The following is a 12,677-nucleotide window of genomic DNA, read 5'->3' on the forward strand; positions in this document are numbered from 1 at the left end:
ACTTAAAAGCTTACTATCTGGGAAAAAGATTACGGCTACACTTTGCCTTATTTATAACCCTCCTTATTTCAATTTGCTAAGCGCTAAGGCGATATCAGATCTCAATAAAACTAAACGGTCTGGACTTCTGAATTATTTTTACTCTCTGCAATATCAGAATGTACGATGATTATTTGCAATGAAAGCGAGCAAAAACAAAATAGGGACTATCTTTTAAAGATAGTGCACGTATTAGTAAAACATCGATTCAACATTGATTATTTTATTGTGTTTAATAGACTTTGTTGTGTCTTTAATAATATCACATAGTAAAGTTGCAGACTGTTGTCCCATTTTAAATAATGGTTTATTAATTCTGCATAAATTATCTAATTCATTATATTTAAGTTCTTTAGAAGCGCTAAAATACGAGATAGTGAGCGGTTTAGTTAGTTTGGATTTACTTTCATTGGCTTGATGTAACGCCCCTAAAACCATGCTATCAGGAGATTGATTGTGTAGATCTTTATAATAAATTTCATCTAAATAGGTTAAGCTAAAATTATCGGCACAAATGACTGCTGATGGCAATTTACTTCCGTTTATTAATTTTTTTATAGCTGATCTGGCATGTTGATAAGTAAAGCAACCTTGAATAATATATCGAGGCTCAATAACAATATTGGCACGTAGCAATGCTTGTTTATAACCTTGTAGCAAAAGTGCTGAACTTATCAATTGGTCATTATTAAGTAAAATAGCAACTTTGGTATGAGAATTTTCAGTTAAATATTTCGTCATTTGATATCCGATCAATAAATGATCAAAGTGAACGCAAATAAAATCAAGCGAAAAGTGATTAACTAATACAATGGGGGGTAATGTATCTTTATAAGAAACCAGTGTTTTTAAATATGGAGCATCATTGATAATTATAATCCCGTCAAATGCATTTTGGGCTACATAACGAATAATATGATGGATATCGTTTCTATTATTATAAGGAAACTGCAAATAAAATAGTTGATACTGTTCTTTTTTCAAAGCTTGTTCTAAACCAAGATTGATTAAACTTTTTGAAAAAAGTTGATTATCAATAATTAATATTTTTCTACTATTATGTATTGATTGAAAGGGTTTGAAATTTTTTGATGTATCTATATTTAATTCTTCAATAGCTTGATAAACGCGTAGTTGAGCTTGAGGAGAAGTTAAATGTGGTTTTTTTAATACTCTTGAAACCGAAGCAACTGAAATATTAGCTTTTGTAGCAATATCCGATAGAGTGATTTTTGTCATATTAACGAATAAATTTTGATTAAAGTGGCTTATTACTTTACGGATATTAAGCTAATTTGTAAGGGCTCAGATTTTGTTTTGTCGATCTGTGTTCCAAAATATTTATCAAAGATATTAAAATCAGCTTAGATAAATATGAGTTCTCAAAAAAATACTGAAACAAAAAAGTTGATTACTAGAAAATCAGGTAAAAATTTGTGTTTTATTATTAATAAAAAAGATAGAATTGAGTCCTTATGAGATAAGGAAAGAAAAAGGAACCTTATATGATAAAGAAATTTTTACTTAGTACAATTTTGTTTACATTTAGTTATTGTGCTTATGGTCAATTACTTGATATCAACCCTAAATATCGTGGTGATCCTTTTTTTATTAGTGTTAATATGCAGCAATTGAAGCAAGATTGTACAAAAAATGAAGATGAATATAATCAATTAAATAAGCAAGACAAGTTAAGATATGATAATCGTTGTCCGTTGAATAATTTAAAATTTGATTTTAAACAGTTAGATAAATTGATTAATGATGATCCTTTTGTCTATAATGGTAATGATTTTCAACTAAAATTGAGCATTAACCCAATTAATCCTAAGATCAAAAATGAGGACGATTTACCTAATTTGGGGCGAGATATTACGTTATCTTTAATTAGCAAAAATCAGGTAATAGATAAACTTTTTTTAGCAAATAATTCTTTTTCTAATAATCCTAATCTTTGGAATGGCTATCAGCATTACTATATTGCTCCAAGTGGCGATATTTACACATTATTGACAATAAAAGCAGAACCTATTGAGGATGAGTCTGGGACTTTTCCTACATTATGGAAGCATTATAATATTGACGCTAGTAATATGAAATTTGAGCTTAAAGAGATGCTAATTGAAATGCCAGAAGCATCTTATCAAATTATCTATCCTAATCAATTTAATACTAATTCTCACGAAGGCGCTGTTGAATATGGTTTAACATTAGAAGAGTCCATTGCACTGTTTAATCAATCAGTTAAAAATGGCCTTTCTGATTATAGTCTTGATTTTAGAGTCTATCGTTATTATCAAGATCAACTAAAGGAAAAAATAAAATTATTTGATAATAAAAAACAACAGCAAGATTCATTGTTGTCATTACAACAAAATATAAATACAACGTGTTTAATTACATCCGCGCCGATTTATGAAAGTGATATTGAACCTTATTTAGACAAAGTTTTGACTTGCTTAATTGATCAATATCGACAGGCGATCAAACACGTGGAAGATGAGTTAGCCAATTAGTATTATTTGGAAATCAATATAATAAGCGAGAATAAATTTTATTAGTAAAAGAGAATTAATTATTGGTGAAAACTAAAAAATCATCTTATTAGTTGAATAGTCAAATAACCGGTGAAAATGTAAACTGATAAATTCATTTTCGAGTATTATCAAAAACTCAGTATCAAGCCATCTTAATGATGGCTTATCGTTTTAATGTTCAGAGTCACAGCCAAATAAAATCTATTCATCTAATGCTATTGTTATATATCTTTTTCCGCTATCTTTGACAATATAGTGATATAATTACCGTTAAATTTTTTATTTGGGTTTATAAATATGTCTGCATGGAATATTGCTATTGTGGGGGCGACAGGGCAAGTGGGTTCTGCGCTAGTTGAATTATTACAACAACGTAGTTTACAAGACAATAGTCTAAAAATTGAAAATCTCTATTTGGTCGGTAGTGACAATAGTGCTGGTGAAGTTGTTCGTTTTGCTGGTAAAAATTTAACTGTTACCGATAGTGCACAAATGGATTGGAGCCAGTGCCATTTTGCCTTTTTTGTTGCTGGTTATGAAACAAGTGAAAAATATGCACAAATTGCGGCAGAATCAGGTTGTGTAGTGATTGATGCAAGTGGCTATTTTGCTCAGCAGGATCATATTCCATTAGTAGTACCTAAAGTTAATAATAGTGTATTAACTGAATACCGTAATGAAAACATTATAGCTGTAGCTAGTGCCACAGTGTGCCAATTATTGCGTTGTGTTGCGTCTTTAACTGATATTGAGTTATTAACCAATTTACATGTCACCAGTTTTATTCCGGCCTCATTGTATGGTAAGCCAGGAGTAGATGAGCTGGCTGGACAGAGCGCTCGCTTATTAAATGGTATGCCAGTTGATAATCAGTTATTTGACAAGCAATTGGCATTTAACTTATTACCCGTATCGCACGAACATGATGATTCAATATTAGGTGAAAAGTCACAAGTTAATCAAATTCGTAAAATATTAAGTAATTATGAACTTCCTGTCTCTATTGAGTCAGTGATTGTGCCTGTGTTTTATGGGGTGTCACAAGCTATTAATGTATCAAGTAGCTTACCGATTGAGTTAGATATGGCACGTTTTAGCGAGTTTGGGGTTGAAGTGCAAAGCGATAATATGCCAACTCCAGTGACCGAAGTTAGTATAGAGTCTGAAGGTCAGCTAACTATTAAATTGGCTAATTTGAGACACAGTTACGGCCATTATGAACAAATTCAATTTTGGTCAGTTGCTGATAATATTCGTTATTTAGGTGCATTAATGTTAATTGAGACACTTGAGATCCTCATTAATGACTATATATAAAATTGCCCTTGGTATTGAATATGATGGTAGTAATTACTTTGGCTGGCAACGACAGCAGTATGTTGATTCTATTCAAGAAAGACTAGAATCCGCACTATCGACAATTGCTAATTCACCAATAAACGTCTTTTGTGCTGGTCGTACAGATGCTGGTGTACACGCAACTGGTCAAGTTATTCATTTTGAAACCCAAGCCATGCGATCAGCTAGTGCTTGGACAATGGGAGTGAATTCTCATTTACCTGATAATATTGCGGTGCGTTGGTCACAAGTAGTTGATGATAGTTTTCATGCGCGGTTTAGTGCGACTGCTCGGCGTTATCGTTATGTGATTTATAATCATCGTTATCGGACAGCAATTTTAGCTAAAGGAGTATCGCATTATTATTTACCTTTGGATGAAACCTTAATGCATCAAGCTGCACAGTATTTATTAGGTGAGAATGATTTTTCATCCTTTAGAGCAGCGCAGTGCCAATCAAGAACACCTTGGCGTAATATTCATCATATCGAAGTTTGGCGACAAGGTGAATTTATTATTGTTGATATTAAAGCTAACGCGTTTGTTCACCATATGGTACGTAACATTGTGGGCAGTTTACTTGAAGTTGGTGCGGGTAATCGACATCCAGAATGGATTAGTGAACTTTTACAGGCTAAAGATAGAACGAAAGCTGCTGCAACAGCAAAACCTGAAGGATTATATTTAGTTCAGGTGGATTATCCATCAGAATATCAAATACCAACCCAAGCATTAGGCCCATTATTTTTAAAATAAGTTGGATAATAAGCAAACAATAAAAAGTTAATTAAATTAAAAAGATAAATGTAATGAAGACTGATCGAACAAGCACAAATAAAGATTCTAGAAATCAAGAAGCGAAAAAATCAAACTTGCATAATATCAAGCTTCCACCACACTCAATTGAAGCTGAACAAGCAGTACTTGGTAGCTTGATGCTTGATAATCAACGTTGGGATGCTGTATCTGAAATGATCACTGATCGCGATTTTTATTCGCGCCATCATCAACTAATTTTTTCTGAAATGCATACATTGGTCAGTAAAGGTACACCAATTGATTTAATTACCCTTTCTGAAAGCCTTGAAAGTAAAGATGTTTTAGCTGATGTTGGTGGTTTTGCTTATTTGGCTGAACTTTCAAAAAACACACCAAGTGCGATAAATGTTGTTGCTTATAGTGATATTATTCGCCAACAAGCGATTTTACGTGAATTAATTAGTGCATCAAATGATATTGCTGATAACTGTTATGCAACAGAAGGGCGAGATAGTACTGAAATTTTAGATTTGGCGGAAAGCAAAATATTTCAAATCGCTGAAAGCCGAACTAAACAAGGTGAAGGTCCAAAAAGTATTACCGAAGTGCTAGAAGCAACGGTAGCTAAAATCGAAGAGTTGTTTCAACGTCCACATGATGGTGTGACAGGGGTTTCAACAGGTTATATCGATTTAGATAAAAAAACGGCTGGTTTGCAGCGTTCCGATTTAATTATCATTGCGGCAAGGCCATCAATGGGTAAAACCACTTTTGCTATGAATTTGTGCGAAAATGCTGCTCTAGAACAAGAAAAACCAGTATTAATATTCAGCTTAGAAATGCCTTCAGAACAAATCATGATGCGTATGCTAGCTTCGCTTTCACGTGTTGACCAAACAAAAATTCGAACAGGACAACTGCAAGACGATGATTGGGCAAGAATCTCAAGCACAATGGGACTATTGCTCGAAAAGAAAAACATCTATATCGATGACTCATCAGGTTTAACTCCAATGGAATTACGCTCAAGAGCAAGACGTATTTATCGGGAACATAAAGGCTTAAGTATGATAATGGTTGATTACTTACAGCTTATGCGTGTACCGAATATTTCTGAAAATCGTACTTTAGAAATTGCCGAAATATCGCGTTCACTAAAAGCCTTGGCTAAAGAATTACAAGTTCCTGTTGTTGCACTATCTCAGCTTAATCGTAGTTTGGAGCAACGAGCCGATAAAAGACCAGTTAACTCTGATTTACGTGAATCAGGCTCTATCGAACAAGATGCTGATGTGATTATGTTTATCTATCGTGATGAGGTTTATAACGAAGCTTCAGAACATAAAGGCATTGCTGAAATTATTCTAGGAAAACAGCGAAACGGACCAATTGGGAAAGTTCGATTAAAATTCCAAGGTCAGTTTTCACGTTTTGATAATTATGCTGATAATAGTAAATATTTGGATGATGAATAACAATTAAATTAATAATAACAGCGTAAAATGGCTTAAAAATATCATTACGCTGTTTTTTATAGCTGTAAAAAAGTATTTCTAAAAACGGCTTCTTTGCAATAGTTACAAGAATAATTTTAGTGGCGTAATTTTTTGCTAGTAATAAACTGATAAACCTGAGCAAATAAAAATATGGTTGCCTGCAAAATAACAATACAAGCACTAGTTGATGCATCTGCATAATAACTTATCAAAGTGCCCGCCACCGTTGAAAATGTGGAAACTAACACAGCAATTACTAACATCCATTCAAAACGTTTAGTTAACGAAAAGGCAGTTATACCTGGAGCTATTAGCATAGCAATAACTAAAATCATACCCGCTATTTTTAACGAACCTACAATGGTTAAAGCTAACACACTTAATAAACCATAATGTAATAGTTTAACTGGTAGTCCAACAACTTTGGCTTGTACAGGATCAAAGCAGTAAAGCATAAGATCGCGACGTTTTATAATAACTAAGATTGATACAATTGTAGCAATAAATATGATCTTTTTAAGCTCGTCATAACTAGTGCCAAGTACACTACCAAATAGGATATGATTTAAATGCTGTGAAGTATCTACTTTTGAAAATAATACTAAACCAAAAGCAAACATACCCGAAAATACAATCCCCATTACGGTATCTTCTTTCAATCGGCTGTTTTCTTTGATGTAACCTGTTGCAACCGAGCAAAATAGGCCTGAAGCAAAAGCACCAATTATAATGGGAATACCTGCTAAATAGGCCAGCACAATTCCAGGTAAAACCGCATGCGAAATTGCATCCCCCATTAATGACCAGCCTTTTAAAACTAAAAAGCAAGAAAGCAAGGCACAAACTATACCAGTTGCTAGTGCAGCTAAAATTGCTCGCTGAATAAGAGGAAGGCTCAGAGGATAGTAGATAAATTCCCAAAACTCTGTCATACCTTTCTCCCTTTATTTAAACGGCTTTTACGGATCTGAAGATGATTGGCAATAAGTCCTTGCTTTGGAGCAAATAAAAATGCGGCAATAAAAATCAGCGTTTGTAGCGTTACAATAACGCCACCAGTTTCGCCATTTAAAAAGTAGCTAATCCAAGCACCAACAGCACTAGTTACAGTGCCAATAAGAACCGAGATAATCAATAGCCGAGAAAATCGATTAGTCAGTAAGTAAGCGGTTGCCCCAGGGGTAACAACCATAGCTATTACTAAAATAGCCCCAACTGTTTGTAATGCTGCAACGGTACATGCGCTTAAAATAGTAAAAAATAGGATTTTTAGTTTTAATGGTTTTAATCCAATCGATCTGGCATGAGTTTCATCAAAAAAAACAACCAACAAATCCTTCCAAAAAAAGAAAAGTAGTATAAATGATACCAAAATAATGATTTGCACTTGCCACATATCGCTATCATCAATTCCAAGAATATTACCAAATATAATAGTTTGTGCATTAACAGATGTTGGATTGAGCGAAATAATTAACAAACCGACAGCAAAAAAGGTTGAAAAAATAAAGCCGATAGTGGCGTCTTCTTTTAAGCGTGTAAAGGCACGAACCAACGTAATTGCAAGTGCCGCCAGTAACCCAGTAAAAAATGCTCCAATTGAATAAGGTAGTCCAAGTGCATACGCACCAGCAACGCCAGGTACAACAGAGTGCGATAGCGCATCGCCCATTAGTGACCAACCTTTTAACATTAAAAAAGCCGATAAAAAAGCACAAGCAGCGCCAACAATACTACTTACCCAAATCGCTTTAAGCATAAAATCGTAGGTAAATGGTTCAAGTAAAAGTTCCATTTATTGTTATCCCTTGGGTTTATTATCGTGATGGTCAATCAATAAATCTCGATGGGGGGAATCATGCTTACCTTCGCCATAAAAAATAGCAGCACGCTCATCGTCAGTTAATATGGATACTTTACGAGGATCTTCGTCATTATGCAGTTTCTCGCCTGATAAACTAAGGTAACGTAGTGCACCACCAAAGGTGGTCATTAAATTTTGCGGTGTAAAAGTTGTTTTAGTTGGACCAAAGGCCAGTACAGTTTGATTAATTAATACCACTTGATCACAAAATTCAGGAACACTACCTAAGTTATGGGTTGAAACTAAAATTAAATGGCCTTCTTCACGCAGATCTTTCAATAAATCAATAATGGCATTTTCAGTTTTAACATCAACTCCAGTAAAGGGCTCATCTAGCAACAGCACTTTACCTTGTTGAGCTAATGCTCGAGCTAAAAATACTCGTTTTTTTTGCCCACCAGAAAGTTCGCCAATTTGACGATGCTTAAAATCAAGCATGTTCACACGTTCAAGAGCAATATTAACTTGTTTTTTGTCTTCTTTGCTTGGAATACGTAAAAAAGACATATGCCCGTATCGTCCCATCATTACTACATCCGACACCAGAACAGGAAAATCCCAATCGACTTCTTCGGTTTGTGGCACATAGGCAATGATATTTTGCTTTAAAGCTTGCTTTACTGAGAAATCATTAAAAGTTACACGCCCACGGGTTGGATGAACCATTCCCATAATGCTTTTAAATAACGTTGACTTGCCACTACCATTAATACCAACTAAAGCACAAATAGTACCACCGTTTAAGCTAAAGCTAGCATCATAAATTGCAGTATGGCCATTATTATAAGTCACCGTAATATCATCAACTTTCAAGCAAATTTGAGTCATTATTTTTCAAATCCTTTAGCAATGGTTTCAACGGTCACTTTTAACAAATCAATATAAGTTGGAACAGGACCATTTTTAGTTGAAAGCGAATCGACATACAAAACGCCACCATATTTAATATCGGTTTCTTTGCTCACTTGTTTAGCGGGTTTATCTGAAATAGTACTCTCACTAAAAATGACAGGAATATCATTTGCTCGCACTAAATCAATTAATTGCCTAACTTGCTGAGGTGTGCCTTGTTGTTCAGCGTTTATTGGCCATAAGTAAGCTTCTTTCAAATTATAGTCGCGAGCTAGATAACTAAAAGCTCCTTCGCTGGTCACAAGCCAACGTTTTGCCTCAGGGATTTTGGCCAATCGTTCGCGTAATAGTGCATCAAGCGCTTTAATTTTAGCAATATAATCAGCAGCATTTTTATTATAAGTAGCCGTATTTTTAGGATCATATTTGACAAATGCCGCGCGAATATTTTCAATATAAATTAAGGCTAGTGTTGGCGACATCCAAGCATGTGGATTAGGGTTACCTTTATAGCTTCCTTCGCGGATTGGCATCGGCTCAATACCTTCAGTCACAACAACGGATGGGACATCTTTTACATCTTCAAAAAAGCGTTTAAACCAAAGCTCCAAATTAAGGCCATTCCATAACACTAAATCTGCTGAAAGCACTTTGGTAATATCTTGCGGGGTGGGGTCGTATTCATGAATTTCTGCGCCGACCTTGGTAATTGACTCTACTATAGCAGCATCACCAGCTACATTTTGCGCAATATCTTGAATAACCGTAAAGGTAGTAACGACTTTAAATTTCCTTTCTGACGCTTGTGCAGATTTGTGCATACCTGTCAAAATAATTAACGAAGTTAAAATAACCTTTAATAATATTTTACGATTTTTCAAAAAATTGAACTTCATTAGCGACTCCTAGCGTTTAACTCATAAACAAATAGCAAAATTCAGTGATTGTTTCTAACAAATCTAACAAATATCTTTCAATTTAATTACTTGTAGTAGTGACACTTCATTGCCAATTATTTATAGCAATAAATTTAAATGTTAATGAGAATTATTATCATTTAAAAGGTGAAAGTCAATTTTTTTTAAAGTTCACGATCTCAATTAACTTTAGGCATAGCTATGTTATTAATTCATTGTATATAAAACCAAAATAATTAGTAGCTAATTCCATCTATTTAAATAATAGTTAAAGTAGAAAAGATTATTTATTAAATCATACTAATCTAGCTTTATACTATGAAAAACACTTGTTGTTTTACCTTATTTTTTAATAAAGCGAGGCTTAATATGAAACTGCGAAAAGTGATGATTATCGGCGTAGGTAATGTGGGATCAACAACGGCTTATACATTGGTTAACCGAGGTATTTGTGAAGAAATTGCACTTGTTGATCTTAATAAAGAATTAGCCTATGGGCATGCACAAGATTTATTAGATGCGGCGGCTTATCGGCAAAACATGGTCAAAGTTAGCCTGCGTGAATCGACTGATTGTTCAGACATTGACATAGCCATTATTACCGTCACATCAGGCATAGCCCAAAAAAGCCGTGCAGAAGAGCTTGCAGGAACCTCTAAAATCATTGCCAACATAGTGCCTGATATGATGAACAATGGTTTTAAAGGCATATTTTTAATTGCCACCAATCCTTGCGATGCAATTACATATCAAGTCTGGAAACTATCTGGCTTGCCTCGTCATCGAGTGATTGGTACAGGAGTATGGCTTGATACGGTACGTTTGCGTCGATTATTGGGCGAAAAAATGGATATTGGTCCACAAAGCATTGATGCCTTTATTGTTGGTGAGCATGGTGATTCACAATTCCCCGTTTGGTCGCATTCATCGGTTTATGGAATTAATCTTAATGATTTAGAAAAAAACAAAATCGATTTTGAACAAATTGGCACGCAAGCTCGAAAAATGGGCTTTGAAATTGCTAACCGTAAGCACTGTACTGAATATGGAATAGCTAGCACCATAACCGAAATTTGCCAACATATATTCACTAATAGTCATCGAGCATTAGCGCTTAGTTGTATTTTAGACGGAGAGTATGGCTATAAAAATGTTGCAATTGGTGTTCCTGCTATTTTAGACCAACATGGTATTAAAAAAGTGATCAAGCTCGACTTTAACGAAAATGAAAAAAAACTCTTTGAAAAAAGTGTAAATATTGTAAAAGGGTATATTGATCATATCAAATTACCGTAGCACAAATTATTTTCGCTATTGCTTGAATAGCGCGCTAGCCAAGCGTTATCTATTTGTGGCGTCATTGCATACACAATACGCCACGAGCAAGGTTTTTATAACGATCATGGAAGAAAAAGAAATAGTTTTGAAATATACTGCTAATCTTCTAAGATGATTTTAAGTTGGTTTTCAAGTTGATTATAGTTAGCATCACTTAAAAAATGGTAATGAGTATCTCTGATATTGCTGGCGATTTTTTTATATGTATTAAGATGTTCAGATACGGGATAGCAAGCAATATAATCATTAAAAGCGGCAACATCAGCAACGTCAGCAAACTGCTTTTTATATTGAGATGATGCAGTTTGAGTATTGGCGAACGTATAATTAGTATTAAACCAACTAAACAACAATATAGTTAATAACAATGGTATTTTTTCATGGTTGCAGTTTTCCTAGTTATTTCCTTTTATCAGTGAGATATTGCACACTATTATTTCTTATTTTAATTTAGCATATTAAATCGATACTCTGTATAGAGTTATTAAAATCAATCACAATCAACATGCAACCTTTTTTTAGCACATTGCACACACTCAAACAAATAGCCAACGAACGTCCCGTCTTTCGATAAAGACGATTTTATCAATTCTTCGGGATAGTCTTGGATATCATCTAAGATTTCATCAAAATAGGGTTCAATTTCTTTGGCTCCAACATAACCAATAAAAGCACAAGGTTCGTTACAATGCGATAACCAAACTTCCTGTTGCCATGATGAATAACTCGGGGTTTTTAATACTATTTCGTCTAACATTTCGGATGGCACATCTTCTACACCATAATTATCGTTGAATTGACCTTGATATTTTTCTGCAGCCGAACCATCGGCAATACACCATGGGCAGATATAATCAGGATCTTCAACACAATAAGGTACCAAATTATATTTTATTGTTCGTTTTTGATTACAAACGGAACAAATTCCCTTTTCATTAACAAAAATATCGAGTTGATATGCATTTGGGTGATATTTAAACATAGGTAAGCACATCACAGACTCCTTTATTATAATAAAATTAAGATTATATAACCTAAGTGAGTTCAATACAAAATAATTAAATGCCAGATTACTGTCATCAGCAAGTTGATAGTTGAATAGTAATTCTTGAAAGTTAAGTCTAAAACATATACTAAGTTAAAATACAAAAAATAGCTGTAACAAAAATCACACTATCAACCAACACTTCAAGTGTGACAAACCCGATTAAGTTACCAGTGGGTGAGCAAAGTTTTGCAGATATAGGCATGATGGTTTCTACATTAAGATCAAGTAACTTAGTGAGTATAAGTTAATTAGTCACACGTTATAACTATTGGGGAGATGATGATGGAGACGGACAAAGTAGAGTAACGACATTTGAGAATTTGATGTTGAGTATTATAGATAAAAATAACCAAGCAATAGGCTGTAGTGATGTATTAACGATATGTAATGCACCTTATAAAGTGGAATTAAGTAGTCATAATAACAAAAGTGCTAATCTATAAATGTTTGATTTTATTTAAAAATATAAAATAAAAAATCCAATAAAA

General features: G+C 34.0%; 12 protein-coding genes. 5 read left to right on the forward strand and 7 right to left on the reverse strand.

Annotation, left to right across the window (positions count from 1 at the left end; translation table 11 throughout):
* Nucleotides 1–231: 231 nt before the first annotated feature.
* On the reverse strand, nucleotides 232–1,278 hold the full coding sequence (locus B9N71_RS10710) for a LacI family DNA-binding transcriptional regulator (RefSeq protein WP_085165926.1): 1,047 nt from the start codon (nucleotides 1,276–1,278) through the stop codon (nucleotides 232–234).
* 266 nt (nucleotides 1,279–1,544) lie between these two features.
* On the opposite strand from B9N71_RS10710, the gene B9N71_RS10715 reads away from it, so the two are divergent.
* The 4 genes from B9N71_RS10715 to dnaB all read left to right on the forward strand — a co-directional run bounded on the left by B9N71_RS10715 (nucleotide 1,545) and on the right by dnaB (nucleotide 6,149).
* Entirely contained in the window at nucleotides 1,545–2,555 is a 1,011-nt protein-coding gene (locus B9N71_RS10715; RefSeq protein ID WP_065609457.1) for a hypothetical protein, read from the forward strand.
* 318 nt (nucleotides 2,556–2,873) lie between these two features.
* A complete protein-coding gene (locus B9N71_RS10720) occupies nucleotides 2,874–3,893 on the forward strand; it encodes an aspartate-semialdehyde dehydrogenase (RefSeq protein ID WP_085165927.1) in 1,020 nt (339 codons plus the stop codon).
* The gene (truA, locus tag B9N71_RS10725) at nucleotides 3,880–4,671 is read left to right on the forward strand and encodes a tRNA pseudouridine(38-40) synthase TruA (protein WP_085165928.1); all 792 of its coding nucleotides are present in this window, start codon (nucleotides 3,880–3,882) and stop codon (nucleotides 4,669–4,671) included. Before B9N71_RS10720 ends, truA begins: the two co-directional genes overlap by 14 nt.
* Before the next feature lie 53 nt (nucleotides 4,672–4,724).
* On the forward strand, nucleotides 4,725–6,149 hold the full coding sequence (dnaB, locus tag B9N71_RS10730) for a replicative DNA helicase (protein WP_034909856.1): 1,425 nt from the start codon (nucleotides 4,725–4,727) through the stop codon (nucleotides 6,147–6,149).
* A gap of 116 nt (nucleotides 6,150–6,265) precedes the next feature.
* On the opposite strand, the gene B9N71_RS10735 is transcribed toward dnaB, so the two are convergent.
* The 4 genes from B9N71_RS10735 to B9N71_RS10750 are packed head-to-tail and all read right to left on the reverse strand — an operon-like array spanning nucleotide 6,266 to nucleotide 9,707.
* A complete protein-coding gene (locus tag B9N71_RS10735) occupies nucleotides 6,266–7,102 on the reverse strand; it encodes a metal ABC transporter permease (protein WP_085165929.1) in 837 nt (278 codons plus the stop codon).
* A complete protein-coding gene (locus B9N71_RS10740; protein ID WP_065560161.1) occupies nucleotides 7,099–7,965 on the reverse strand; it encodes a metal ABC transporter permease in 867 nt (288 codons plus the stop codon). The genes B9N71_RS10735 and B9N71_RS10740 overlap by 4 nt, the downstream gene beginning before the upstream one ends.
* Nucleotides 7,966–7,971: 6 nt before the next feature.
* Complete coding sequence (locus tag B9N71_RS10745) at nucleotides 7,972–8,862, reverse strand: manganese/iron ABC transporter ATP-binding protein (RefSeq protein ID WP_085165930.1); 891 nt, start codon at nucleotides 8,860–8,862, stop codon at nucleotides 7,972–7,974.
* Nucleotides 8,862–9,707, reverse strand: coding sequence for a metal ABC transporter substrate-binding protein (locus B9N71_RS10750; protein WP_244178547.1), 846 nt, complete (start codon nucleotides 9,705–9,707; stop codon nucleotides 8,862–8,864). The genes B9N71_RS10745 and B9N71_RS10750 overlap by 1 nt, the downstream gene beginning before the upstream one ends.
* A gap of 465 nt (nucleotides 9,708–10,172) precedes the next feature.
* On the opposite strand from B9N71_RS10750, the gene B9N71_RS10755 reads away from it, so the two are divergent.
* Entirely contained in the window at nucleotides 10,173–11,099 is a 927-nt protein-coding gene (locus tag B9N71_RS10755; RefSeq protein ID WP_065590692.1) for an L-lactate dehydrogenase, read from the forward strand.
* 140 nt (nucleotides 11,100–11,239) lie between these two features.
* Here the strand turns inward: B9N71_RS10755 and B9N71_RS10760 are convergent, their stop codons facing one another.
* Together B9N71_RS10760 and B9N71_RS10765 are read right to left on the reverse strand one after the other, a co-directional pair.
* Nucleotides 11,240–11,509, reverse strand: coding sequence for a hypothetical protein (locus B9N71_RS10760; RefSeq protein WP_085165932.1), 270 nt, complete (start codon nucleotides 11,507–11,509; stop codon nucleotides 11,240–11,242).
* Between the two features lie 122 nt (nucleotides 11,510–11,631).
* Nucleotides 11,632–12,135: a CbrC family protein gene (locus B9N71_RS10765; RefSeq protein ID WP_065590690.1), complete on the reverse strand. Its 504-nt coding sequence runs from the start codon at nucleotides 12,133–12,135 to the stop codon at nucleotides 11,632–11,634.
* Between the last annotated feature and the right edge of the window lie 542 nt (nucleotides 12,136–12,677).

Source organism: Gilliamella bombi (genome assembly GCF_900103255.1).
Taxonomy (GTDB): domain Bacteria; phylum Pseudomonadota; class Gammaproteobacteria; order Enterobacterales; family Orbaceae; genus Gilliamella; species Gilliamella bombi.